The sequence below is a fragment of the Pseudomonas phytophila genome (assembly GCF_025643095.1).
GTDB lineage: Bacteria > Pseudomonadota > Gammaproteobacteria > Pseudomonadales > Pseudomonadaceae > Aquipseudomonas > Aquipseudomonas quasicaspiana.
On sequence record NZ_CP081201.1, the window covers coordinates 718,116 to 744,476 of the forward strand.

The 26,361-nt window shown below is 57.8% G+C and carries 19 protein-coding genes; 5 read left to right on the forward strand and 14 right to left on the reverse strand.

Annotation, left to right across the window (positions count from 1 at the left end):
* Positions 1-68 precede the first annotated feature (68 nt).
* A complete protein-coding gene (locus K3169_RS03160) occupies positions 69-740 on the reverse strand; it encodes a polysaccharide lyase family 7 protein (RefSeq protein ID WP_099268051.1) in 672 nt (223 codons plus the stop codon).
* A 312-nt stretch (positions 741-1,052) separates the two neighbouring features.
* Here K3169_RS03160 and K3169_RS03165 point away from each other — a divergent pair, with 312 nt between their 5' ends.
* The 3 genes from K3169_RS03165 (at position 1,053) to K3169_RS03175 (ending at position 4,714) form a co-directional block, all read left to right on the forward strand.
* Positions 1,053-3,182, forward strand: coding sequence for a putative bifunctional diguanylate cyclase/phosphodiesterase (locus K3169_RS03165; protein ID WP_263269916.1), 2,130 nt, complete (start codon positions 1,053-1,055; stop codon positions 3,180-3,182).
* Positions 3,183-3,221: 39 nt separating this feature from the next.
* Positions 3,222-3,728, forward strand: coding sequence for a M48 family metallopeptidase (locus K3169_RS03170; RefSeq protein WP_122707441.1), 507 nt, complete (start codon positions 3,222-3,224; stop codon positions 3,726-3,728).
* Positions 3,729-4,417: 689 nt separating this feature from the next.
* On the forward strand, positions 4,418-4,714 hold the full coding sequence (locus tag K3169_RS03175; RefSeq protein WP_122394878.1) for a helix-turn-helix domain-containing protein: 297 nt from the start codon (positions 4,418-4,420) through the stop codon (positions 4,712-4,714).
* A gap of 3 nt (positions 4,715-4,717) precedes the next feature.
* Here the strand turns inward: K3169_RS03175 and K3169_RS03180 are convergent, their stop codons facing one another.
* The gene (locus K3169_RS03180) at positions 4,718-5,176 is read right to left on the reverse strand and encodes a GNAT family N-acetyltransferase (RefSeq protein ID WP_263269919.1); all 459 of its coding nucleotides are present in this window, start codon (positions 5,174-5,176) and stop codon (positions 4,718-4,720) included.
* A 266-nt stretch (positions 5,177-5,442) separates the two neighbouring features.
* Here K3169_RS03180 and K3169_RS03185 point away from each other — a divergent pair, with 266 nt between their 5' ends.
* On the forward strand, positions 5,443-6,180 hold the full coding sequence (locus tag K3169_RS03185; RefSeq protein WP_099268089.1) for a substrate-binding periplasmic protein: 738 nt from the start codon (positions 5,443-5,445) through the stop codon (positions 6,178-6,180).
* On the opposite strand, the gene yccS is transcribed toward K3169_RS03185, so the two are convergent.
* From yccS to K3169_RS03245, 12 genes are all read right to left on the reverse strand, one after another.
* Positions 6,161-8,362, reverse strand: a complete 2,202-nt coding sequence (yccS, locus tag K3169_RS03190; RefSeq protein ID WP_263269921.1) for a YccS family putative transporter — start codon at positions 8,360-8,362, stop codon at positions 6,161-6,163. The two genes, K3169_RS03185 and yccS, sit on opposite strands and share 20 nt — an antisense overlap.
* 228 nt (positions 8,363-8,590) lie before the next feature.
* Positions 8,591-9,769: an NAD(P)/FAD-dependent oxidoreductase gene (locus K3169_RS03195; RefSeq protein WP_263269923.1), complete on the reverse strand. Its 1,179-nt coding sequence runs from the start codon at positions 9,767-9,769 to the stop codon at positions 8,591-8,593.
* Positions 9,770-9,880: 111 nt separating this feature from the next.
* Positions 9,881-11,260 carry an ATP-dependent RNA helicase DbpA gene (dbpA, locus tag K3169_RS03200; RefSeq protein ID WP_099268057.1) on the reverse strand — a complete coding sequence of 460 codons (1,380 nt, stop codon included), beginning with the start codon at positions 11,258-11,260 and terminating at the stop codon, positions 9,881-9,883.
* Positions 11,261-11,463: 203 nt separating this feature from the next.
* Complete coding sequence (gene mdtD / locus K3169_RS03205) at positions 11,464-12,873, reverse strand: multidrug transporter subunit MdtD (protein ID WP_255877684.1); 1,410 nt, start codon at positions 12,871-12,873, stop codon at positions 11,464-11,466.
* Positions 12,874-13,045: 172 nt separating this feature from the next.
* Complete coding sequence (locus K3169_RS03210) at positions 13,046-14,371, reverse strand: TldD/PmbA family protein (RefSeq protein ID WP_263269926.1); 1,326 nt, start codon at positions 14,369-14,371, stop codon at positions 13,046-13,048.
* Positions 14,371-15,813 carry a TldD/PmbA family protein gene (locus K3169_RS03215; RefSeq protein WP_263269928.1) on the reverse strand — a complete coding sequence of 481 codons (1,443 nt, stop codon included), beginning with the start codon at positions 15,811-15,813 and terminating at the stop codon, positions 14,371-14,373. Before K3169_RS03215 ends, K3169_RS03210 begins: the two co-directional genes overlap by 1 nt.
* Positions 15,814-16,198: 385 nt before the next feature.
* Positions 16,199-17,902: a choline dehydrogenase gene (gene betA / locus K3169_RS03220; RefSeq protein ID WP_231678024.1), complete on the reverse strand. Its 1,704-nt coding sequence runs from the start codon at positions 17,900-17,902 to the stop codon at positions 16,199-16,201.
* Between the two features lie 186 nt (positions 17,903-18,088).
* Positions 18,089-19,561: a betaine-aldehyde dehydrogenase gene (gene betB / locus K3169_RS03225; RefSeq protein ID WP_231672083.1), complete on the reverse strand. Its 1,473-nt coding sequence runs from the start codon at positions 19,559-19,561 to the stop codon at positions 18,089-18,091.
* A gap of 114 nt (positions 19,562-19,675) precedes the next feature.
* A complete protein-coding gene (gene betI / locus K3169_RS03230; RefSeq protein WP_263269930.1) occupies positions 19,676-20,269 on the reverse strand; it encodes a transcriptional regulator BetI in 594 nt (197 codons plus the stop codon).
* 267 nt (positions 20,270-20,536) lie between these two features.
* Positions 20,537-21,715: a choline ABC transporter ATP-binding protein gene (gene choV / locus K3169_RS03235; protein ID WP_122707429.1), complete on the reverse strand. Its 1,179-nt coding sequence runs from the start codon at positions 21,713-21,715 to the stop codon at positions 20,537-20,539.
* The gene (gene choW / locus K3169_RS03240; protein WP_027899605.1) at positions 21,712-22,557 is read right to left on the reverse strand and encodes a choline ABC transporter permease subunit; all 846 of its coding nucleotides are present in this window, start codon (positions 22,555-22,557) and stop codon (positions 21,712-21,714) included. Before choW ends, choV begins: the two co-directional genes overlap by 4 nt.
* Before the next feature lie 67 nt (positions 22,558-22,624).
* A complete protein-coding gene (locus tag K3169_RS03245) occupies positions 22,625-23,572 on the reverse strand; it encodes a choline ABC transporter substrate-binding protein (RefSeq protein ID WP_027899604.1) in 948 nt (315 codons plus the stop codon).
* A gap of 1,005 nt (positions 23,573-24,577) precedes the next feature.
* Here K3169_RS03245 and K3169_RS03250 point away from each other — a divergent pair.
* Positions 24,578-25,681, forward strand: a complete 1,104-nt coding sequence (locus K3169_RS03250) for a GlxA family transcriptional regulator (protein ID WP_027899603.1) — start codon at positions 24,578-24,580, stop codon at positions 25,679-25,681.
* Positions 25,682-26,361: the final 680 nt, after the last annotated feature.

Here is a 26,361-nt window from a genome sequence, read left to right on the forward strand (position 1 = left end):
AGAACGCTATCGCTGCCTCGCGTTGCTCGTGAGCTCCTGCAGAGAGCTGGGGCAACAGAAATTCAGCCCTACGTCTTGTTGTGATCAATATCCAGCTTATAGAAGGTGGCCTTGCCGCCTTCGCTGCTGTAGCCCTTGTTGTCCTGCACGTAAACCCCTGCCTTGAAGTACAGCGGCTTGTCACGCCAGGTGGCGCTGACCGGACTGGTCCAGTTCTTCCCTCTCGTGCTGACGCTTAGATCTCCTCCGGGGCTGAGGTGGATCTTGTAATTGAAGCGCTCGTTCAGCGGCACGCCTTCGGCAATCTGATAGACGCGGCTTTCCTTGTCGTCATAGCGCTTTCGGAACTTCGCAACTATATTTCCCGACTTGGTGTCTTCCTTGTACTGATACTCAACCTTGAGCATCGGCTCGGTGCTTTCGTAGGCGTGTATCTGGCCAATCACGATTTTGCCCGAGGAGGGCACCTGATTGACTTCAAGTGTGGCGTCGAGCTTGTTATCGGCTTGCGGATACATCCAGTTGTGCAGGGTGCCGTCGGACCAGGTTTCGCGCAGTTCACTTCGCGGGTACTTGGCGTTTTCGGTTTTTGATCCGGTGACGGGTGACCAGAAGAAGATGTAGCCCGACTCTGAACGAAAATACTTACCGTCATAGCCTTTTTTCAACTGGGACGTTTCGATTGTTTTGGGGGGCGAACCCACAGGAATACTCAGATTCCACGAAGCCATATCTACCATAAGTTGTTTTCCAATATGTCGCTTTGCCAGTAAGGGCTGTCTAGGTCAAGCCTTTCCGGGTTGTTGTTATACGTTCTCAATAACAAACTGTTAATAATTAATTGCCGAACGGATGACGTCAAAGTGCTGTCACATTGGCTGTAGGGCCTGCGCCATGTGGCCTGTAGGAGACGACCGTTAGTCGGTTAAATGTGAACTTTAGTGAAGGCGGTCACAAAGCTATCTTCAGTTTCCGTCAGAGCCGACTAGAGTTACGCGATTGGAAATCTAAAACGACTGTCCCTGGATGTCGTGCCACATAAGAGAAGTTGCATGGAATGCGCGCAAACCAAGCCGGGTGATGGCTGTTCTGTTTTGTTGGTGGTGGATGACTATCCAGAGAACCTGGTGACAATGCGTGCGGTGCTGCAAAGGCAGGACTGGTGCATCGTCACGGCGAGCTCGGGGATCGAGGCGTTGACAGTGCTTCTGGAGCGCGAAGTCGATCTGGTCCTGCTCGATGTTCAGATGCCCGGGATGGATGGTTTCGAAGTTGCCCGCTTGATGCGCGGCAGCCAGCGAACGCGGCTGACCCCGATTATTTTCCTGACTGCCAACGAGCAATCTCAGGATGCTGTGCATCGCGGCTACGCCAGTGGCGCGATTGACTACCTCTTCAAACCGTTTGATCCCAACGTTCTCAGGCCCAAGGTTCAGGTGTTGCTGGAGCAACAGCAGAATCAGCGCGCCCTGCAGCGAATTTCCCGAGAGCTGGAAGCTGCCAGAGCCTTTAACGCCTCGGTACTGGATAACATCGACGAAGGTATTCTGGTCGTCAACGAGGCCGGGCTGATCAACTTCGCCAACCCTGCAATCTGTCGCCTGTTGGGTGCCAGTGCCGAGACACTGGGCGGGACCAGCGTGATTGATTACCTGATTGAACCGGAGGTCGTCGATTGGGCGCAATCCGGGTTCTATCGCCATTACCGCAATGCCGAAATCTATCGCCTGCACGATGCGGTTTTGCGGACCAGTGAAGGCCGGAAACTGCCGGTGGCATTGTCCTGCGCGCCATTGCCGGCCGAGCAGAAATCCATGGTGTTCAGCATTCTGGACATGTCGGTGGTGCGCGATCTTTATCAGCAACTGGAGCAGCAAGCCGTTACTGATGCCTTGACCGGATTGCTCAACAGACGCGGCTTTTATCAGGCGGTCGAAGGCTTGTTGTTGCGAAATGACCAGCCAGGCCGGTTCCTGGTGCTGTTGTATCTGGATCTGGACGGTTTCAAGCGGGTCAACGATTCCCTTGGCCACGACGCCGGGGATCAGGTGCTGCTTTGGGTATCACAGCAACTCAAGGACTGCATGCGGCCCTACGATGTTCTGGCCCGCATGGGCGGCGACGAATTCACTGTGGTCATCGACGGCCTGGACTTCCCCGAGCAAGCCGCCAAAGTGGCGGAGAAACTCATCGAGCGGGTTTCCGTTCGCAGGCAGATCGATGGTCTGGACGTCACGCTGGGTGCCAGTATTGGTATCGCGACCTTCCCGGACTGCGGCTCCAATCTTGACGGGCTGCTACGTGCCGCAGATATCGCGATGTACGAAGCCAAGCGCGCAGGTCGTCAGCAGTATCGCTTCTACGATCAGGAAATGAACGGACGCGCCCGCTCCAGGCTGATGCTTGAAGACAGCGTCCGCACCGCCATCGATGGTCACGATTTCTCTATGGTTTATCAGCCTCAGGTTTCTATTGCCGATGGGCGATTGCGAGGATTCGAGGCATTGTTGCGCTGGCAGCACCCAAGCGCTGGTGATGTACCGCCAGGCGTGTTCATTCCTCTGCTTGAAGAGACCCGCCTGATCAACAAGCTCGGCGGCTGGATCTTCGAGCAGGGTGCCGAACATCGTGGCCGCTGCATTGATGTCTTCGACGATGATCTGGTGCTGAGTATCAGTGTCAGCCCTACCCAGTTCTGCATGCCTAACCTTGCTGCCGAGCTGCGCCGCGCCATGCAGCGCTATGACCTCAAGCCGGGGCAGCTGGAAGTGGAGCTCACCGAGGCGTCGCTGGTGCATAACCTTGCGCACAGCCGTAATCAGATCCGTCACTTGCATGACATTGGCGTGAGTATCGCGCTGGATGATTTCGGTGTGGGCGAGTGCTCGCTGACCCATTTGCGCAATCTGGACATCGATACCCTGAAGATCGACCGGCATTTCATCGCCGGTATGCTCACTACGCCGCGTGATACCGCGGTGGCGCGCAGCATCATTGATCTGTGTCGTAATCTGAACGTGCTGGTGATCGCAGAAGGCGTCGAGACCCTTGAGCAATATCAGTGGCTGGCCGACAACGGTTGTCAGTTGATTCAGGGTTATCTGGTAGCGCGACCGATGCTGGCCGATGAGGCATTGAGCTTTCCGAAGGTTTTTGACTGGGAGAGTCTGAAACAACAGTGATTTCTGTACACTGGCGCCTTTCATACTACGTTACGGCTCATGACTGCATCGGCGACTGCTCCGCTCAAATACCTTCAGGCCTATCCGGCAGCACTTCAGGATCAGGTCAGACAGCTCATCGCCATGAACAAACTGGGCGACTACCTTCAGCAGCGCTACCCTGAGCGTCATGACGTGCAGAGCGACAAGGCGTTGTACGCGTACGCGTTAGGGCTCAAGCAGGAATACCTGCGCAATGCGCCGAACATCGACAAGGTGCTGTTCGATAACCGCCTCGATCTGACCCATCGCGCATTGGGCCTGCACACGACTATTTCACGGGTGCAGGGCGGCAAGCTCAAGGCCAAGAAGGAAATCCGTGTCGCCTCGCTCTTCAAGGAAGCGCCTCCGGAATTCCTGAAGATGATCGTCGTACACGAGTTGGCGCACTTCAAGGAATCGGACCACAACAAGGCGTTCTACAAACTGTGCGAGCACATGCAGCCTGGCTATCACCAGTTGGAGTTCGATCTGCGGGTTTATCTGACCTGGCGGGATATGCAGTAGCACTGAGTATTAGCGACATTCTGGTGGGAGCGAATTCATTCGCGAAGGCGGTGTGTCAGTCATTGAATGTTTTTCAGGCATGCCCCTTCGCGAATGAATCCCTCCCACGGGGAAGTTCACCTGCCATGCCCTTACCGTAAGATAAAAGGCCTTCACCCGTTGGAGTTCGATCTGCGGGTTTGGGATTAGCGACATTCTGGTGGGAGCGAATTCATTCGCGAAGGCGGTGTGTCAGTCATTGAATGTTTTTCAGGCATGCGCCCTTCGCGAATGAATTCGCTCCCACGGGGAAGTCACCCGCCATGCGCTTACCGTAAGATAAAAGGCCTTCACCCGTTGGAGTTCGATCTGCGGGTTTGGGATTAGCGACATTCTGGTGGGAGCGAATTCATTCGCGAAGGCGGTGTGTCAGTCATTGAATGTTTTTCAGGCATGCGCCCTTCGCGAATGAATTCGCTCCCACGGGGAAGTCACCCGCCATGCGCTTACCGTAAGATAAAAGGCCTTCACCCGTTGGAGTTCGATCTGCGGGTTTGGGATTAGCGACATTCTGGTGGGAGCGAATTCATTCGCGAAGGCGGTGTGTCAGTCATTGAATGTTTTTCAGGCATGTCCCCTTCGCGAATGAATTCGCTCCCACGGGGAAGTCACCTGCCATGCCTTACCGTAAGATAAAAGGCCTTCACCCAATGGACGTCAGCAAAACCAAATCCAGCTTCTATCGCCGCCTGTACGTGGCGTATCTGATCGACAGCGAACTGGCCAGTAACGTCCCGGCATTGGTCGACGCGACCGGCATGCCACGTCGTACCGCGCAGGACACGATTGCTGCGTTGGCGGATCTGGATATCGTGTGTGAGTTCGAGCAGCTCGACGGCGCCCGCAATCACGCCGGGCAATACCGGATTCGTGATTGGGGTGCGATCGACAAAAACTGGATTGCGGGCAATCTGGCACAGATCAAGGCAGTGCTAGGTTACCCCTGAGGCTTACTCGAGATCGCGGCGCATCCCGATGTGGGGAATTTCGTCCTCCAGATACACATCGCCCACCGGCTCGAAGCCGTAACGGGCGTAATAGCCCTGCAAGTGCGCCTGAGCTGACAGATAGATCGGCTGGTCGGGCCAGGTTCTCTCTGCGTTTTCCAGCGCCTGCTCCATCAGCTCATGACCAATGCCACGGCTGCGTATCGAGGGTGCCGTCACAACGCGGCCAATGGTTACGTCACCACCTTGCTGGATAGGATCGAGCAAGCGCAAATAGGCAACCAGCCTGTCTTCCTGCCAAGCCATCAAATGGCAGGTATCACCCATCAGATCCTGGCCGTCGACATCCAGATAAACGCATTGCTGCTCAACCACGAACACCTCCGCGCGCAATTGCAGGATGGCGTAAAGCTGATCCTTGCTCAGGTCGGTGTGGTGTTTGCAGATCCAGTTAATTGACATGTCGCTGACTCGGTGAAGAAACGTTGAGCGAATACTAACTCATCCGGTCAGATACCCAATGAAACCCTGCAATGAATAGCCTGTGAATGTTTCGTGCGGGTTGCCGATAACCCTTCGAGGGTTTTGCGGAGCGCCGCACGTAATGTCATCTGAACGTGAGTTGTGAAAAGGGCTTTATGCAGCTTCAATGAGGCTACATGCCATCACCGGTTTTCCCGGTCATTGGCTGCAATTATCCGGGCGTTGCCCGTCTCAGGGAGATGAGCATGTCGTGTGTGCTACGAGCCATAGCTTTGCTGGGATTGCTGTTGATGGCTCAGGCCAGCGCAGACGAGAGATTGCGCTTGGTGGCCGATGCCTGGCCGCCTTTTACGGACGCTTCATTACTCAATAATGGCCTGGCAAGTGATCTGGTCAGCACCGCATTGCAGCGTGCCGGATACAGCACCGAGTACGAACAGGTGCCGTGGGCGCGCGCGTTGCTCGGGGTCGAGGAGGGGCGGTATGACGTGCTGATCAACGCCTGGTTCAGCGAAGAGCGCACCCGCATCGGTGACTTCTCGGAGGAGTACTTGCTCAATCGCGTTCGCTTCCTCAAGCGCGCCCGCTCCAGCGTGCAGTTTCAGGATCTGAGCCAGTTGTACGAGCGGCCCATTGCAGTCGTCAGGGGCTACAGCTATTCCGCCGAATTCGATAATGACGATCTGCTGGAAAAGGTGCCGGTGAACAACTTTTCCATGGCGTTGCGCATGGTCGTGGCGGGGCGTGTTGATCTGGCCGTGGAAGACGAATATGTCGCGCGTTATTACCTGGCGGCCGAGCCCCAGAGCACCCGTGACAAGTTGCAGTTTCTGCCTAAATCACTGAGCGAAAACAGCCTGCATATTCTGGTCAGTCACAAGAACCCGAAACATCAGGGGATCGTTGCTGACTTCAACCGGGAAATTGCCGCCATGAAAGCCGATGGCAGCTACGCAGAAATCTTCAAGCGACACGGTCTGTAGTGACAGGCTCCGGCACCTTGATCAAATGCGCCGCCAGGGTCCGCAACGGCCCCAGTTGACGGCAGATCAGCGCCAGTTGGGTCTGCACCAGGCGCTGACTTTCATCCAGCTCATCAGGCATTTGCTCAAGTTCAGTGGCCAGCGCCTCTTCAGCGTCGCTGTGAATCGCCACCGGCTGCTTCTCGGCGAGGCCTTGGGCGATTTCATCGATACTGGCCGCCAGCGTCGTACCCGCGCCGTTGATCAAGTGCTCGTGGACTTCGGCCGGTAGCTGCGTTTCACGGTGCGCGCCCAGCCCTGACAGATAGCTCAACAAGGTGTGCGAGAGCACCAGAAAACGAAAACCTACGTCTGCTTCCTTACGGAAATGGCCTGGTTCCATCAGCATGTTGGCCAGTGTGGTGGACAGCGCTGCGTCAGCGTTGTGGGCGTTACGCCGGGCCAGGCGATAAGCCAGGTCGTCGCTCTTGCCTTTGGCGTATTGCTGCATGATCTGGCGCAGATAAATGCTGTTGCAGGTCAGAGTATTGGCAAGCACTTTGTTCAGCCTTCGACCTTGCCAGTCCGGCAGGAACAGGAACACCGCAAGCCCTGCGATCAGGCTGCCCAGCAGGGTATCGAACAGGCGTGGCAGGAACAGCCCATAGCCGTCGCCGACCTGATTGAAGCAGAACAACACCATGATGGTGATTGCCGCAGTGGAGAGCGTGTAACGCGTGGTGCGATTGACGAAGAACACCACGCCCGCCAGCACCGCACACATCGATTGCAGGATCGGGCTGGTGACCAGATCAAACAGCGCCCAGCCGATGGTCAGGCCAATGGCGGTGCCAATGATTCGCTGGCCCAGCTTGCGGCGTGTTGCGCCGTAACTTGGCTGGCAGACAAATACCGTGGTGAGGATGATCCAGTAGCCTTGCGATGGATGAATCAAATGCACCATTGCGTAGCCGACTACCAGCGCCAGCGGCAGGCGCAGCGCGTGGCGGAACAACAGCGAAGTCGGGGTCATTTGCAGGCGCAGCCGGGTCCAGGCGTCCTTGAAGGTCCGCGGCGAGCGGTCCAGCAGGGAGCTGTCGGTCGCGTCGGCCACGGCATCGGGATTGCTGGCATCGCTGAGCAGCCTGTCCAGGGTTTCCAGATTGTTCGCCAACGCACGCAGCGAGCGCAGCAGGCCGCGCCATGCCGGGTTGCTCTGAATGCGCAAATGCTCCAGCGAGGCGCGCAAGTCTTCCATCGCATAGGCGAAGCTATCGTTGTAGACGAATGGCTGACGGAGCTGGATCGACTCTGACAAGGCCTGACAGGCCGAGCCCTGCTGACGCAGGAGGCGCTGACAGCGGAATAGAACGTCGCTGTGGAAAAAGGCATCGGCCAGTGAGTTGTAAGGGTAGTGCGATGAACTGGCGCGCTCGTGGATGTCCTGAGCGATGAAATACAGCTTCAGGTAGCGGCTGACTTTCGAACCGGGCCGACCGTTGCCCACCCGATGCAGAATGATTTCCTTGGTGGCGTTCAGTGCTGCGACGACCCGACCGTTTTGCTGGGCCAGTTCCAGACGGCGTGCTTCGACATCCAGTTGACGAATCGGCTCGAATAGACTCGATTTCAATTTCAGGTACTGACCCAGTTCGCGAAACAGCCGCGCCAGGGCCTGTTGCACCGGCTGGTTGGAAAACAGCATTTGCCACAATACCGACAGCAAGCCGTACCACGCTGCGCCCGCGACCAGCAGCATCGGTTCGTGCCAGAAGTCCAGCACTTCGCCGCCCCGCTGATCGACGCCAATCATGGTGTAAACGGAGAGAATCAAGGTGCCGTAGGCAATCGCGCTATAGCGCTCGCCCAGCGCGCCGAGCATGGTCAGCGCAAAACTGGCAATCGCCAGTGATATGGCAAAGATCCACGGGTACGGGAACAACAGCTCAACGGCCATGGCGGCAATGCTGAAACACACCAGCGTCACCGCCAGTGCGTTGAGACGGCCTTGCCAGCTGTCATCGGTCTCGGCCAGGGCGCAGGCGATAATCCCCAGAAACAGCGGAATCAGCAGGCCCATTTCGTTCTGATACCAGCACAGCGCCATGCTGCCGGTCAGCGCAATGAAGACGCGAACGCTGTAACTGAACTTATCCAGCGCCCACAGACGGCGGAAGGTATGACGAAGAGATTTCGATGCCATAAAGGAGCTGTTTCACGATTGATCAATGCTGAACTGGATATGTACAGGCCTTGGCCGCATCTGTACATCCGGTTGGCGAGATTTATTCGGTGAAGCCGGATGTAGAGGTTAAAAACTGTGGGAGCTGAGCTTGCTCGCGATAAGGCTGGACGCGATCTAAAGTGAATTGCGTCCAGCCTTATCGCGAGCAAGCTCAGCTCCCACAAGGATTAAATCGCACTCCAGTCATTAAACAAACTGCGCAGCCGCATACCCTGAGGCCCAGGCCCACTGGAAGTTGAAGCCGCCCAGATGCCCGCTGACGTCCAGCACCTCACCGATAAAATACAGCCCCGGCGACTTCAGGGACTCCATCGTCTTGGAGGACACTTCCCGCGTATCAATCCCGCCCAGCGTTACCTCGGCGGTGCGGTAACCTTCCGTCCCTGCCGGTACGACCTGCCAGGACGCCAGCTTTGTGGCGATGTCGGCCAGTTCGGCATGGGTGTACTGCTTCATCGGTTTGGACACAAACCACTGCTCGGCAATCAGGTTGGCCATCTTCTTGGTGAAGATTTCCCCCAGCAGGGTTTTCAGTTCGCTGTTGGGCCGTTCGGTCTGTTGCTCGTTGAGCCAGCTCGCTACGTCGTGGTCAGGCAGAAGGTTGATTTCCACCGCATCGCCAGGATGCCAGAACGAAGAAATCTGCAAAATCGCCGGGCCGCTGAGGCCACGGTGGGTGAAAAGGATGTTTTCGCGGAAGCTCGTGTCGTTGCAACTGACGAGACAATCCACTGATGTGCCGGACAACTCGGTGCACAGCTCTTTGAGCTGGTCGGTGATGGTGAACGGCACCAGCCCGGCGCGCGTCGGCAGCAAGGTGTGGCCGAACTGCTTGCCTACCTGATAACCAAAACCGGTCGCGCCTAGAGTCGGGATCGACAAGCCTCCTGTGGCGATGACCAGTGATTCACAGTTGATCGTGCCCAGCGTCGTGGTCAGCTTATAACCCGTTTCGCTTTTCTCGATCTGCTGCACGGACGTGTCCATGTGCAGGCTGGCACCGGCCTGCCTGCATTCGTCGAGGAGCATTTCGAGAATGTCGCTGGACTTGTTGTCGCAGAACAGCTGACCGAGCTTTTTCTCGTGATACGGCACGCCGTGTTTGCCCACCAGCCCGATGAAATCCCACTGGGTGTAACGCGCCAGCGCCGATTTGCAGAAGTGCGGGTTCTGCGAGAGGAAGTTGCTCGGCTCGGTATAAATGTTGGTGAAATTACAGCGCCCACCACCGGACATGAGGATCTTCTTGCCAGGCTTGTTGGCGTGATCGATCAGCATCACCTTGCGGCCACGGCCAGCAGCGGTCAGCGCGCACATCAAACCTGCGGCGCCAGCGCCAATGATCACAACGTCAGTAACGGGCAAAGCGATTTCCTCGGGTGTCTGAAGTGACGCCTTCGCGAATGAATTCGCTCCCACAGGGGATCGCGGAACACCTGTGGGAGCGAATTTATTCGCGAAGCTTTTTGCTGGTTCTTACAAAATCCGGACGCGCAGCGATTTGCCTTTGATCTTGCCGTTGTTCAAGCGCTCCAGCGCTTGCTTGGCTACGCTGCGTTCAACAGCCACATACGCCTGGAAATCGAAGATCGCGATCTTGCCCACCTGGGCACCCGGAATACCGGCTTCGCCCGTCAGTGCGCCCAGAATGTCGCCCGGACGCAGTTTGTCCTTACGGCCCGAACCGATGCACAGCGTGCTCATGGTCGGGATCAGTTGCGAGCCGCCAGCGTTCTTCAGGCTGTCGAGCTGTTCCCAGCGCAACGACGCTTTCTGGAGTTCTTCAATGGCGCGGGCGCGCTGGCTTTCCGATGGGGCGACAAGGCTGACCGCAACACCTTTTTCACCCGCACGACCGGTACGGCCGACGCGGTGAATGTGCATCTCCGAATCACGCGCCAGTTCGACGTTGATCACCATGTCCAGCGCATCAATGTCCAGACCACGGGCTGCAACGTCAGTCGCAACCAGTACCGACGTACTGCGGTTGGCGAACATCGCGAGCACCTGATCACGGTCACGCTGTTCCAGATCGCCATGCAGGCCGACGGCGGAAATGCCTTTGGCAGTCAGGTGATCGACCACTTCCTGGCACTGCTGCTTGGTGAAGCAGAACGCAACGCAGGATTGCGGACGGAAATGACCGAGGACTTTCACGACGGCGTCGAGACGATCTTCAGGGGAGATTTCGTAGAAAATCTGCTCGATCTGGCTGTCAGCATGCAGCGCTTCAACTTTGACGGTCTGCGGGTCGCGCATGAACTTGGACGACAGCTGCTTGATGCCCACCGGGTAAGTGGCGGAGAACAGCAGCGTCTGACGCTTCTTCGGAGTCTGCTCGATGATGTCGGCGATGGCGTCGTAGAAGCCCATGTCCAGCATGCGGTCCGCTTCGTCGAGGATCAGCGTGTTCAGGCCATCCAGCACCAGTGAGCCTTTGCGCAAATGCTGCTGAATGCGACCCGGAGTACCGACGATGATGTGTGCGCCGTGCTCCAGCGAGCCGATCTGCGGGCCAAACGGCACGCCGCCACACAGGGTCAGGACCTTGATGTTGTCTTCCGAACGGGCCAGACGACGGATTTCCTTGGCGACCTGATCAGCCAGCTCACGGGTCGGACACAGCACCAGTGCCTGACAGCCGAAGTAGCGCGGGTTGATCGGGTTGAGCAGGCCGATACCGAACGCAGCGGTCTTGCCGCTACCGGTTTTGGCCTGAGCGATCAGGTCCATACCCTTGAGAATCACCGGCAGGCTCTGCGCCTGAATCGGCGTCATTTCGGCATAACCAAGGGACTCCAGGTTAGCCAACATGGGGGCGGACAGGGGCAAAGTATTGAAAGCGGTGTTAGTCACGGTAAAGAGCCTGCAAAACAAAATGTCGCGCAGTGTATCAGGTCACGTGGCCATCAGGCGCGCTCCCGCCGGGTGGCATTGTTGCTCAGGTTGGTATGAACCCTGTGGGAGCGGTGCTTGCCCGCGATAAGGACATCTCGATTCTGCAGGTAGATCACCTAAACCTTATCGCGGGCAAGCACCGCTCCCACATGGGTTGTATTTCAAGTCGCTGCCGGTTTCGCCTCCCTGGACGGCAACTGCAGAAATATCCCCGCCGCCAGCATCGCCATCACCCCTACGGTCAGGAAGGTCAGCTGGAACGCGCCCAGCACGCTGCTCACTTCGCCGGTCGACACCTGTTCGGTAAATCCGCCCAGCAACGCTGCCGCGCACGCCACGCCGAAGCTCAGGGACAGTTGCGCCACTACCGACAGCAAGCTGTTGCCGCTGGCGGCGCTGGCGTCGTCCAGATCGATAAGAGTGACGGTGTTCATCGCGGTGAATTGCAACGAGTTGACCGCGCCCAGCAAGCCCAGATGCACCAGCAGTAACCAGTAAGGCGTTTGCGCATCCACCAGAGCGATGCTCGACAGCAGAATCCCCAGCATCAGCGTGTTGCCAGTGAGGATCATTCGATAACCAAGCCGTTCGATCAGCCAGCGCGCCACCGACTTGGCGAACATCGCTGCAGCGGCCAGCGGCAACATGCTCATCCCTGCTTGTGACGGCGAATAACCCAGCGCTACTTGCAGCAACAGGGGCATGAGAAACGGCAGGGCTCCGCTGCCCAATCGGGCGAACAGGTTGCCGAGAATACCTACCGCGAAGGTGCGAGTGCGAAACAGTGACGGCGAGAAGAGTGGCGACTCGACGTGCCCGGCGCGCAGCCAATACGCGGCCAGACAACCGAAGCCTGCGAACAACAGCAGCACCACCCGCAAGTGCGGCAGATGCAATTCGCCAAGGCCTTCCAGAGCAATCGTGATCAACACCATCGACGTGCCAAACAGCGCGAAGCCGATACCGTCAAACTTCGTACGTCCGCCGCCGGGCAGGTCAGGGATGAAATGGTGCACTGCCCAGCAACCGAGGATGCCTACCGGAATGTTGATCAGGAAGATCCAGTGCCAGCTCAGGTATTCAACCATCCAGCCGCCCATGGTCGGACCCATCAGCGGGCCCAGCAGGCCGGGCAGGGTGATGAAGCTCATGATCCTCACCAGCTCGGAACGTGGGTAGGCGCGTAATACGATCAAGCGTCCGATGGGCAGCATCAGCGCGCCGCCCAGACCTTGAATGATCCGTGCGCCCACCAGCATGCCCAATGAGTTGGAAATGGCGCACAGCAGCGAGCCAAAGCTGAAGAGCAGGATCGCACTGAAGAAAATCTGCTTGATACCAAACCGGTCAGCGATCCAGCCTGAGGCAGGAATCAACAGGGCGATGGTCAGCATGTAAGCGATGACCACCGATTGCATGCGCAGCGGATCTTCTGCGAGCGAGCGGGCCATGGAGGGCAGCGCGGTATTGAGAATCGTGCCGTCCAGGCTCTGCATGAAGAACGCGATAGCGACTACCCAAGGCAGCCAGCGAAGGGTTTTTTCATCCAGAAGCGGGGTAGTGGTCGGCATGTGGGTCCTCTGTTGTCGGAAACGATCCTGGGGCTGATTGACAATCCCCTGTGGGAGCAGAGCTTGCTCGCGATGAGGCTGGACGCGATCTAACTGATATCTACGGTGACCTTATCGCGAGCAAGCTCTGCTCCCACAAAAGCCTCATTTCACAGTGATTTTTCAGCGGCCTTTATAACGTCAACGTCAACTTGCTGATTAACGCACCGGGTAGCTGGCTGGAAGCTGTCTGGCGCTCACTATAGGTACTCGTGGACAGAATCAGTTCCCGCTCTTTGGTCAAATCTTCCAGTGCGCTGCCCAGCAGGCTGTAGGCGCTGTCGTCAAAACGCATGGTGCTGACCGGGGCCTGGATCTTGCCGTCTTCGACCCAGAACGTCGCAAAGCGCGTCATGCCGGTCAGGCGCGCAGCAGGCTGGTCGGAGTAGTTCAAGTACCAGAGGTTGCCGATGTACAGCCCGGTACCGATCTTTTCCAGAACCTGCTCCAGCTCCAGGCTACCTGCCGCCATGCTCAGCGAGTTCGGCGCTTCCCAGGGCTCCGCGCCGTTGGCGGTCAAGCCATATTCAGCCGCACTGGCAGAGCCCACCAACTGATCGACGCCTTTGCCTTCACGAATCAACGTCAGGTCCCGACGTGGATAGCCTTCGCCGGAAAACGCAGGCGACAATGAACCGCTGACCTGCTCGTCGAGGCTCACCAGCGGGCTGAACTGAGCATCGCCGCTGTACAGCCGTTGCAGCGGGCTGGTTTTATTCGCCAGCGACTGCGCGGAGAAACCGCCCCAACACAGCATGCCCATGATTTCATCCATCGCCGCAGGAGCCAGATACGCACGGTATTGACCCGGCGCGAGGGTTTTCAGAGGTCTGCCGAGAAACTCCAGTTGCTCCCGAGCCAGTTCGAACCGGCGCGCGAAACCTTCGTCGCTCCAGTCATGCCCCGCATAGTTGGCTTTGACCGCCTGACCGTTTTCGTGAAACAGACTCCAGTCGAAATTGAAGCTGTTCGCCTCATGCCAGCCAAACGCGCCCCATGAACTGGCGAAACCGCGATACAGCGGACCCGCGGCATAGAACCCGACGAGATCAAGACCTTCACCAAGCTCAGCAATTTGACCGACCACATGCTCACTGTCCGGCAAGGGCACGTCTTGAACATTGGTGCTTTGCCAGGATTCGGTGTTGGGTTTGAGGTACGGATCTTTCGGCAACAGCGCCACGGTTTCCCGTAACTGCAGCAGTGCCTCGCTCAAACGCTGACGATCCAGTTGACCGTCGCCGTTGAGGGTCAGTTGCAAGTCGGCGTGGCGCTCGTCGTCGATCAGTTTTAGGGTCACGCTGGCCTGCTGCACGTGGCCGACCTGACGCACCTTGGCGTGATTGAAACGGATGAAATCCGACTCCTCGGCGTTGTAGACGAGGGTGAAGCGTTCTTGATCGCTGATGGCGCCGTTGAGCGTTGCGATCAGTGCCTGAAACTGCTGTTGATGCGACATCAGGCATCCCCTCCGAAAACATCGACTTGCTTGAACACACAGGCGGGCGAGGCATGGCCCACGCGTACCACTTGATTGGGTTCGCCTTTGCCGCAGTTGGGCGTGCCCAACACCTTGAAGGTGCTGGCGTCGCCCACGGCGCTGAGGTTTTTCCAGAACTGCGCGGAAATCGCCCGGTAATTCGGGTTCTTCACCACGCCCTTGAGCTCGCCGTTCTCGATCAACTGGCCCCACTCACAACCGAACTGGAATTTGTTGCGCGCGTCGTCGATGGACCACGAGCGGTTGGTGGACATCAGCACGCCGTGCTCGATGTTGCCGATCAACTGGTCGAGGGACTTATCCCCAGGCTCGATGTTGAGGTTGGCCATACGATCAATCGGCGGACGATTCCAGTTGCACGCGCGGCTGTTGGCAACGCCTGGCAAGTCAGCGCGGTATTGCGACAGTGCGCCGCCCAACGGTCTTTCCAGCACACCTTTGCGAATCAGGAACTGCTTGCTGGCGGGCGTGCCGTCGTCGTCATGGCTGTAGCTCGCCAACTGCTCGGGGATGTCCGGGTCGAAGGTCACGTTGAGCAATTCAGAACCGTATTGCAGATGGCCGAAGTCACTGGCCTTCACAAAGCTGGTGCCAGCGTAATTGCGCTCGTCACCGAGGATGCGATCCAGCTCCAGCGGGTGGCCGATGGACTCATGGATTTGCAGGATCATCTGGTCCGGCGTCAACAGCAGGTCGCGAGGGCCGTTAGGTGTGTTGGGAGCCATGATCAGTTGCAGAGCCTGGTCGGCGACTTTGCTGGCCGCGCCTACCAGTCCGCAGTTGGCGATCACTTCCGCGCCGCCTTGCTGGCCGAAGTTGTCACGGCCCAGGCTGCGGGTCTGGCTATCACTGCCGTCGTAGGCGGTGACGGTCATGCCCGGATAGACAAAACGCTGCGCCCGACGAATCTGTGCGCCTGCGTTGTTCAGGTAAATCTGCTCGACGTTTTCCAGACCTAGCGTGACTTGCCAGTTCACCAGTCGCTCGTCTTTGGGCACGGCGCTGGATTCGCTCATCAGCAGCTGCAGGCAATCGCTCAGGGGCGGGAAGGCGTCCTGCAAATGTGGCGACAAGTAGTCAGCCTGCGCGGTTGCAACGGGCTGATCGCTGAGGTTCAGAAGTGCGTGAGGGGCGAGCCTGCGGGCGTGGGCTTCGGCCTGTTCCAGAGCGGCTTGCAGACCCCGTTGCGAAAGGTCCCGGGTTGCTGCGTAAGCTTCGACGCCATTGAGGCGCACGGTCAGCATCGCGCCTTCGTCGGAACTCAAATGCGGCGGTTCCGCGACGTTCTTGCGCACGCATAGGTGCTGGCTGGTCTGGCGGACGTAACGCACGGAAAAGAACTGGGCGCGGCTCTGCAAGGCGGTAAACCGCTGCTTGAGCTGAGCGGAAAAATCGAACATGCAGAATCATCCTTGTTCGGGTGAAGCGGGGGATTTGGGCGTTGTCTGGTCTGGCGTCTTCGCGAATGAATTCGCTCCCACAGGTGGATCGCAATTCAACGTGGGAGCGATTCATTCGCGAAGGGCGCGACGCGGTGTAGAGCTGAAACGATGGCGCTAGATTAGGCCTGTGGCCATGTCGGGATCAAGTGCGGGGAAGGGAGAGGTTGTGGGAGCTGAGCTTGCTCGCGATAAGGCTGACGCGGTTCATACTTCAGATCGCGGCGATCTTATCGCGGGCAAGCCCAGCTCCCACAGGTTCTACGCTATCCGTTGGGGTCGGCTGCGGTGTCACTGAGTTTCATGGGGAGACATGGAGTCTCCCACAAGTAACGTATTTCAAATTTTACTGCGCAGTACGGCTCACTTCCCGCACCGGCTTGCCACGTGCTGGCTTGTCACCCGCCACGAAGTAATCCGCAGTGCTGCGTGGCAGCGGAGCGCGGCCGCGTATCTTGTCGGCGATTTTCTCGGCGATCATGATCGTTGGTGCGTTCAGGTTGCCGGTGGTAATCAGCGGCATGATCGACGCATCGACAACGCGCAGGCTCTGCATGCCGTGCACGCGGCCTTCACCATCGACCACGGCCATTTCATCGGTGCCCATTTTGCACGAGCAGGATGGGTGATAAGCCGTCTCGGCGTGTTCACGGATGAACGTGTCGAGGTCTTCATCGGACTGCACTTCAATGCCAGGGCTGATTTCACGGCCACGGTATTGATCAAGCGCGGGCTGCTGCATGATTTCCCGGGTCAGGCGAATGCCGTCACGGAATTCCTGCCAGTCCTGCTCGCTGGCCATGTAGTTGAACAGGATGCTCGGATAGTCACGCGGGTTCTTCGATTTGACCTGCACACGACCGCGACTTGGCGAACGCATGGAGCCTACGTGAGCCTGGAAACCATGCTCCTGAACGCCCTTGGTGCCGTTGTAGTTAATCGCTACCGGCAGGAAGTGGTACTGAATATTCGGCCATTCGAATTCTTCGCTTGAACGGATAAAGCCGCCCGCTTCGAACTGGTTGCTGGCACCGATGCCGGTGCCGAGGAACATCCACTCTGCACCAATGGCAGGCTGGTTCCACCACTGCAGCGATGGGTACAGCGACACTGGCTGAGTGCACGCATATTGCAGGTACATTTCCAGGTGATCCTGAAGATTCTGACCGACGCCCGGCAGGTCATGAACCACCGGGATATCCAGCGCGTTCAGGACTTCAGCCGGGCCTACGCCGGAGCGTTGCAGAATCTGCGGCGAGGCAATCGCGCCGCTGCACAGCAAGACTTCTTTACGCGCTTTGGCTTCGATGCGCGCATCGCTGTCGCCGACCAGGTAGCTCACGCCCACGGCTTTCTTGCCGTCGAACAGGATTCGATCAGTCAGCGCGTGAGTGACGATGGTCAGGGTCGAACGCTTCTTGGCTTCATCCAGATAACCGCGAGCGGTGCTGGCGCGGCGGCCTTTAGGCGTTACGGTGCGGTCCATTGGACCAAAGCCTTCCTGCTGATAGCCGTTGAGGTCATCGGTGCGCGGGTAACCGGCTTGCACACCGGCTTCTACCATGGCGTGGAACAGTGGATTGTTGCCGGCTTTTGGCGTGGTCACACTGACCGGACCGTCGCCGCCATGGTAGTCGTTGGCGCCGATGTCACGGGTTTCTGCCTTGCGGAAATACGGCAGGCAGTCAGCGTAGGTCCAGTCTTCGAGACCCGGGTTCTTCGCCCAGCCATCGTAGTCCATCGCGTTGCCGCGGATGTAGCACATGCCGTTGATCAGCGAAGAGCCGCCGAGGCCTTTGCCGCGACCGCATTCCATACGACGACCGCCCATGTGTGGCTCTGGATCGGTTTCGTAGGCCCAGTTGTAGCGACGGCCCTGAAGCGGGAATGCCAGAGCAGCCGGCATTTGTGTACGGAAATCCAGACGATAGTCCGGGCCGCCGGCTTCCAGCAGCAGAACGGTGACGCCTGCGTCCTCGGTGAGACGGGCTGCCAAGGTGTTACCGGCCGAACCTGCGCCGATGATGATGTAATCGAATTCCTGGGACATTACTGCACCCTCTTTGAAAAGTTGTGGAGCGGGGGAGCGTTGAGCGCTCGACCCCTTGCACCCCATGCATGTTCGCTAGCTGGAAGGCCCCCTTCGCGAATGAATTCGCTCCCACAGATGTACTGCATTTCCCTGTGGGAGCGGATTCATCCGCGAAGGCGTCCGCCCAGACCACGATCGGCGAACTTAGAAAACGGAAGCGTAATCGCCCAACTCAACCTGAACGGACTTGATCCGCGTGTACTGCGCCAGCGAGCTGATGCCGTTTTCGCGACCTACACCGGACTGCTTGTAGCCGCCGACCGGCATTTTTGCGTCGGACTCGCCCCAGGCGTTGATCCAGCAAATGCCGGCTTCAAGCTGGTGAATCACGCGGTGAGCGCGGTTCAGGTCTTTGGTGACGATGCCTGCCGCCAGACCGAAATCAGTGTCGTTGGCGCGGCGGATGACTTCTTCTTCAGTGTCGTAACCGAGGATGCTCATCACCGGGCCGAAGATTTCTTCCTGGACGATTTTCATGTCGTCAGTGCAATCAGTGAAAACCGTTGGCGCGACATAAGCGCCCTTGGCCAGTTCACCTTCAGTCAGTCGCTCGCCACCGGCCAGCAAGCGTGCGCCTTGCTCTTTGCCGGAAGCGATGTAGCCCAGCACGTTTTCCATGTGGGCGAAGCTGACCAGCGGGCCGAAATTGGTATTTTCGTCTTCCGGGTCGCCTACACGGATGCGCTTCACGCGCTCCAGGATTTTTGCTTCAAACGCGCTCTTCAACGCGTTGGGTACGAAGACCCGAGTGCCGTTGGTGCAGACCTGGCCGGAGCTGTAGAAGTTGGCCATCATCGCAACGTCGGCAGCGCGATCCAGATCGGCGTCGTCGAAGATGATCAGCGGCGATTTGCCGCCCAGTTCCATGGTCACTTCTTTCAGGGACGAACCCGAAGCGCTGGCCATGACTTTCTTGCCGGTTTGCACGCCGCCGGTGAACGAGATTTTCTCGATGCGCGGGTGCTCGGTCAGCCAGCTGCCGACTTCAGCGCCGGTGCCTGGCAGTACGTTGAACACGCCATCCGGCACGCCTGCTTCGGTGTAGATTTCGGCCAGCTTCAAGGTGGTCAGCGAGGTGACTTCGCTCGGTTTGAAGATCATCGCGTTACCGGCAGCCAGTGCCGGAGCGGACTTCCACAAAGCGATCTGGATCGGGTAGTTCCAGGCGCCGATACCGGCAACCACGCCCAACGGCTCGCGGCGGGTGTAAACGAACGAGGAGGTGCGCAGCGGAATCTGCTCGCCTTCGATGGCGGGTACCAGGCCTGCGTAATATTCCAGCACATCGGCACCGGTCACGATGTCGACGTATTTGGTTTCAGAGAAGGCTTTGCCGGTGTCCAGGGTTTCCAGTGCAGCCAGCTCATCGTTGCGTTCGCGCAGGATATCCACGGCACGGCGCAGGATGCGTGAGCGCTCCATGGCGGTCATTTCGGCCCAGATCTTCTGGCCTTTTTCGGCGCTGACTACGGCGCGTTCAACGTCTTCTTTCGAGGCGCGCTGGACCTGAGCCAAAAGCTCACCGTTGGCCGGGTTGATGGCGTCGAAGGTCGCATTGCTGGTGGCGTCTACATAGCCGCCGTGGATGTAAAGTTTTTGCTGTTCGAAACGGGCCATAAAGTCCTCGCAAATTCAGAGTGGCTGGCGATGACTGACGTCAGGTTGCCGTGTCGGATTGGGCAACGCCGTGTTGCAGTCGTTCGGTGCTCGCCTCATCAAATGTGAAACGTTTCAGCTCACCGCTTTCGCCAGTTGGAAATCCATGTATTCGTAAGCAATCTGCAGCGCCTGATCGGTGTCGAACTCATCGCCCGACAGCGCGCCGCGTAGCCATAAACCGTCGATCAGTGCCGCGAGACCGCGGGCCGCGCTACGCGCTTGCTCCGGTGCCAGTACGCGGCGGAACTGACAGCACAGGTTCGAATACAGGCGGTGATCGTTGATCCGCTGCAACCTGTGCAATGACGGGTGATGCATGCTGGTAGCCCAGAAGGCCAGCCAGGTTTTCATTGCCGGGCCGTTGACCTGGCTGGCGTCGAAGTTGCCCTCGATGATCACTTGCAGATGCGCCCTTGGGCTGTCATCGGTGAGGGCGTGACGACGTTCACGTACGTTCACGATCAAGGCATTCATCAGGTGGCGCATGGTGGCTGCGATCAGGCCGTTCTTGTCCTGAAAGTAGTGGCTGATGATGCCGTTCGAGACGCCTGCCAGACGAGCAATCAGCGCAATGCTGGCGTCGCTCATACCGACTTGATCGACCGCAGTAAGCGTGGCCTGGATCAACTGCTGACGGCGTATGGGTTGCATACCGACCTTGGGCATTCACTAAATCTCCTGATTCGCCTGACTGATCGCTCTGCCCTGAAAAGGCTCAGCCAGTCTAAAGATTTTTTATTGAACGTTCAATCAATAAAAAATGATGGGCGTGCGGAACGCTTTGTAAATGCACATGTGTGACGCTATGAAATGTCTTTGGGATGGAGTTGCTCTGTAGGAGCGCGCTTGCCCGCGATTGCGTTCCGTCTGCGACAGATCAGGTGCTTGACACACCGCCATCGCGGGCAAGCGCGCTCCTACAGTATTTGGCTGCTACCCCAAATTTTTACCTAATAGCGCGTGATACAACTCACTGTCCCCCAATATCCCGACCACCTGGTTGCCATCCTGCAGCACCAGCTTGTTACCCGTCTGATAACGAATCTGCAGGGCGTCGCGCATGCCGATGTTGGAGTGCACCAGCGTCGGTTTGCGGTCCAGGGTGTCCATCGGTTGGCCCGGTGCCCAGTTTTGCAGGTCGAGTTGACCGGCACCCTGGCGTGCACCTTTGATGGTGTTGCCTTCGGCCAGTTCGAGCCACGAATCCACGCTTGGGTCCAGACACACCGAGCCGTTGACCCGGGTGCAGTTATCCAGCGTGCGCATGAGGCTTCGACCGCACAGCACGTTGAGCGGGTTGGTGTGGGCGACGAAGGTACGAACGTACTCATCGGCAGGGTTTAGCACGATCTGCTCCGGCACGCTGTACTGCACGATGCGGCCGTCTTTCATGATCGCGATCCGGCTGCCCAGCTTGAGCGCTTCGTCCAGATCGTGGCTGACGAACACGATGGTTTTATTCAGCTTGCTCTGCAGGGCCAGCAGCTCATCCTGCAAGCCTTGGCGGATCAGCGGGTCAAGGGCCGAAAACGGCTCGTCCATCAACAGAATGTCGGCATCCATTGCCAGCGCACGCGCCAGGCCAACGCGTTGCTGCATGCCGCCAGAGAGTTCATCGGGCTTCTTGTTGCGCCACTGAGTCAGGCCAACCAGTTCGAGTTTTTCGTCCACCAGCTTGCGGCGTTCTTTCTCGGGTCGGCCCTGCATTTCCAGACCAAAGCTGATGTTCTCGCGCACCGTCAGCCAAGGCATCAGGGCGAACTTCTGGAAGACCATGGCGATACGCTTGGTGCGCATCAGTTTCAGCTCTGCCGGTGTGCAGTTGGCGATGTTGATTTGCGAGCCTTCGTGCTCGACATACAGTGCGCCGCGGCTCACGGTGTTGAGGCCGTTGATGCAGCGCAGCAGGCTGGATTTGCCCGAACCGGACAGGCCCATCAATACGCAGATTTCGCCTTTCTCAATGTCCAGAGTGGCTTTTTCGACGCCGACGATCTGGCCGGTTTTCTTCAGGATCTGATCACGGGTCAAGCCTTCATCCAGCAGCTTGAGTGCCTCGCGAGGATCATTGGCAAAGATAACGTCGACGTTATCGAATTTGATAATGCTCATGCGTCAGCCCTCACTTTTGCTTCGGGTTGTTTGCAGATACGGTCGAGCATGATTGCCAGCAATACGATCGCCAGGCCTGCTTCGAAGCCTTGGGAGATGTCAGCAGTATTCAATGCGTTGACCACGGGTTTGCCCAGCCCATCGGCGCCCACCAGTGCGGCAATCACCACCATCGACAACGACAGCATGATGCACTGGGTAATACCGGCGGCGATGCTAGGCATGGCGTAAGGCAGTTCGATACGCGTCAGCAGTTGACGACGCGACGAGCCAAAGGCTTTACCGGCATCGAGCAATTCATGGGGTACATCACGGATACCCAGATACGTCAGGCGGATCGGCGCAGCAATGGCGAAGACCACCGTTGAAATCAGACCGGGCACTACGCCCAGGCCGAACAGCGTCAGGGTAGGGATCAGGTAAACAAAGGTCGGTACGGTTTGCATCAAATCCAGCACCGGTCGCATCACGGTGTAGAACATCGGTTTGTGCGCGGCAACAATGCCCAGCGGCACGCCGATGATGACGCAGACGAAGGTCGCGAACAGCACTTGTGCCAGGGTCTCCAGGGTTTGATCCCAGTAGCCCAGATTGAGGATCAGCAGAAACGACGCGACGACGAACGCGGTCAGGCCCCATTTGCGCTGGATGAAGTGCGCGAGGAGGGCGATCAGGCCGATCAGCACGAAGGGGTTGAACCAAGTCAGCGCAAACGTCAGGCCGTGGATCATGGTTTCAAGCGATGACGCGATTGCATCGAAAGTGCTGGCACCGTGTTGGGTCAGCCAGTCTACGAAGGCCGCGATGTACTCGCCTAAGGGGATTTTATGATCTGTCAGCATGGTATCGATTGTCCGCTTGCGGGGGGGAAGGGGGACAACAGGCGGGCGTACCCGCCTGCCTGTCTGCTTACTTTGTCAGCTTGGCTTTTGCTGCCTCCAGGCCAGGCTTGCCGTCGATGGTGGTCACGCCAGCCAGCCAGGTATCGAGCACTTGCGGGTTGGCTTTGAGCCAGGCTTTGGCGGCGGCGTCAGGCTTCTGCTTGTCGTCCAGAACCTTGCCCATCAGCGTGCTTTCCATGTCGAGGGTGAACGACAGGTTTTTCAGCAGTTGGCCAACGTTGCTGCATTCCTGGGCGTAGCCCTTGCGGGTGTTGGTGAAGATGGTGGCCTGGCCGAAGTTAGGACCGAAATACTCGTCGCCACCCGTCAGGTACTTCATCTTGAAACGGTTGTTCATCGGGTGCGGCTCCCAGCCCAGGAAGACCACGGCGGTCTTGCGGCGTTGGGCGCGGTCAACCTGGGAGAGCATGCCTGCTTCGCTGGATTCAACGACTTTGAAACCGGCGTCTTTCAGGCCGAAAGCATTCTTGTCGATCATGCTCTGGATCAGACGATTGCCGTCGTTGCCAGGCTCGATGCCATAGATTTTGCCGTCCAGTTCTTTCTTGAACTTGGCAATATCGGCGAAATCTTTCAGGCCTTTGTTATATAGCTCTTCAGGGACGGCGAGGGTGTATTTGGCGCCCTCGAGGTTGGCGCGAATGGTCTCGACGGTGCCTGCATCACGATAAGGCTTGATGTCGTTTTCCATGGTCGGCATCCAGTTCCCAAGGAACACGTCCATGTTCTTGCCATCGGCCAGGGACTTGTAAGTCACGGGCACGGAAATCATCGTGGTTTTGGTTTTGTAGCCGAGGGATTCGAGAACGGCGCTGGTGACGGCGGTGGTGACAGTGATGTCTGTCCAGCCGACATCCGAAAAGTTGACCGTACTGCACTGCTCGGGCTCGGCGGCTTGCGCCAGCATTGGTAAGCCCAGCGCAACAGCCAGTAGCAACGATTTAGAACCTTTCATAAATGGACTCCCTTGGTGTTTTTTTCTCGTCATCAGCTTCGCGAGCTGACACGGTTGGTGTTTTTTTCGGCTGAAGTACAAGGCGTTTGATCAAGGCTCTTCCACTGCGCTGGCGAACGAGTCGATACCGATCATGTAACAGCAAAAATCAAACGCCTACAGGGGGCGTCGTAACCAGTACACAGGGCGTCGTATCCAGTGTCGGTGACGTCGCTTACAGGTTTTTTCCATGCCGTAAGGTCTCTTTTACCGCGCAAACGCAGCTAAAACCGGCATAAGCCATCGCACCGGGACTCAGCGAATCACGGGCGACGTTGGTGGGGATGTGCGTGTCGTTACGGGGTGCCACAGGCGTTGCAAATGCCTGATGATGTGCGCACCACGGCAGGTAACAGCAAGAGCGTAGCAGCCGCAGCAGCGCTTGCCGTTAGCCCTTAAACCACTCATCACGGTGGTTTTGGATGTTCATTTGGGTGTTATGTTCCCCAGCCGACGCTTATCAGTCTCTGTAGGAGCTGCCGAAGGCTGCGAAACAACTGTCGGCATGACAATCCATTCGCAGCCTTCGACAGTTCCCGCAAAGGCATACGATGGGGCTGGATTGAAAGGTGCGCACTTATCGAACACCCACCCCGATGACCGCCACCTTTTGGCGCGCAAGCCCTTAAACATGGCGCAGTGCTACGTCTCGTCGGCACTGGATCTGTGCTGTGCCGTGCGTTGAGTGACATCCTGATACATCCCTCTTGGATCCCGGCACACAAGTGCTACCGAATTGCTCAACTGCCATGCACAGCGCGGGTCGCAACACGTGTGGACGTCGCTAATCGACAACTCAGGTCGCTGCTGACTAGACGCATCGCGACGTCGTTTTCAGGGGTTATTGAATAGCCATTCAACTTTAGGCATGGCATTTGCGTTGTCATCACAAAGCCCTGCTTCGTATGGGGCAATAACAAGAGCCTCCGCCTGAGGCCTCCAACCGCTTAGTGAGGAGATACTGTGATGACATCGTTCAACTCCGGGGCCCAACCCCAGAATCGCGCACCACAATCCATCGGCTTTCTGCTGCTGGATAACTTCACTCTGATATCCCTCGCATCAGCGGTTGAGCCTCTGCGTATGGCGAACCAGTTGTCAGGTCGCGAATTGTATCGCTGGACCACACTGAGTGCCGACGGCGGTCAGGTCTGGGCCAGCGATGGCCTGCAAATCACTCCCGACGCGGCCATGCACAAGGCCCCGGCGATGGACACGGTGATTGTCTGCGGCGGCGTGGGCATTCAGCGCACGGTGACTCGTGAACACGTCAGCTGGCTGCAGAGCCAGGCGCGTCAGTCCAAGCGTCTCGGCGCCGTATGCACCGGCAGTTGGGCGCTGGCGTGTGCGGGTCTACTCGATGGTTTTGATTGCAGCGTGCACTGGGAATGTCTGGCCTCGATGCAGGAAGCCTTCCCCCGTGTGGCCATGAGTACTCGCCTGTTCACCCTGGACCGCAACCGCTTTACAAGCTCGGGCGGCACCGCGCCACTGGACATGATGCTGCACCTGATCAGCCGTGATCATGGTCGTGAACTGTCGGCCGCCATTTCTGAAATGTTCGTCTACGAGCGCATTCGTAACGAGCAAGATCACCAGCGTGTGCCGCTCAAGCACATGCTTGGCACCAATCAGCCGAAGCTGCAGGAAATCGTTGCGCTGATGGAAGCCAACCTTGAAGAGCCCATTGACCTTGATGAACTGGCGGTTTATGTCGCTGTTTCCCGGCGTCAGCTGGAGCGCTTGTTCCAGAAATACCTGCATTGCTCGCCGTCGCGCTATTACCTCAAATTGCGCCTGATCCGTGCCCGGCAGCTGCTTAAGCAAACGCCGATGTCGATCATTGAGGTCGCCTCGGTGTGCGGCTTTGTATCGACGCCGCACTTCTCCAAGTGCTACCGCGAGTACTTCGGCATCCCGCCGCGTGACGAGCGCGTAGGTTCCAACACCACACAGCAAGTCGCCATGATGCCAATTCCGCAAGCCATGGTCCTCGCACCGCTGTCCGGCCCATTGTCGGCATTGAGCCAGGCCAGGAATGAGTCGACGTTTGCGAGCGTGAGGTTGTAACAGGCTTTATTGGTATCCCCCAAGGCTTTGCCTGACGCCGACAAATCGAGCTCCGGTAACGACCTGAGGTGGGAGCGAATTCATTCGCGAAGGCGGCATGTCGGGCGATGGAGATGTATCGGATGTACCGACCCTTCGTGAATGAATTCACTCCCACAGGGGCTTTGCCAGATTCCGGAAATTGAGCCCGGTTGACTATCTAGAGGTGGGAGCGAATTCATTCGCGAAAGCGGCATGTCGGGCGATGGAGATGTATCGGATGTACCAACGCCTCGTGAATGAATTCACTCCCACGGGCTCTGCCAGATTCCGGAAATTGAGCCCGGTTGACTATCTAGAGGTGGGAGCGAATTCATTCGCGAAGACGGCATGACAGGCGTTAGGTACGTGTCGGATGTACCGACCCTTCGTGAATGAATTCACTCCCACAGGGGCTCTGCCAGATTCCGGAAATTGAGCCCGGTTGACTATCTAGAGGTGGCGAATTCATTCGCGAAGGCGGCATATCGGGCGATGGAGATGTATCGGATGTACCAACGCCTCGCGAATGAATTCGCTCCCACAGGGGCTTTGCCAGATTCCGGAAATTGAGCCCGGTTGACTATCTAGAGGTGGGCGAATTCATTCGCGAAGGCGGCATGTCGGGCGATGGAGATGTATAGGATGTACCGACCCTTCGT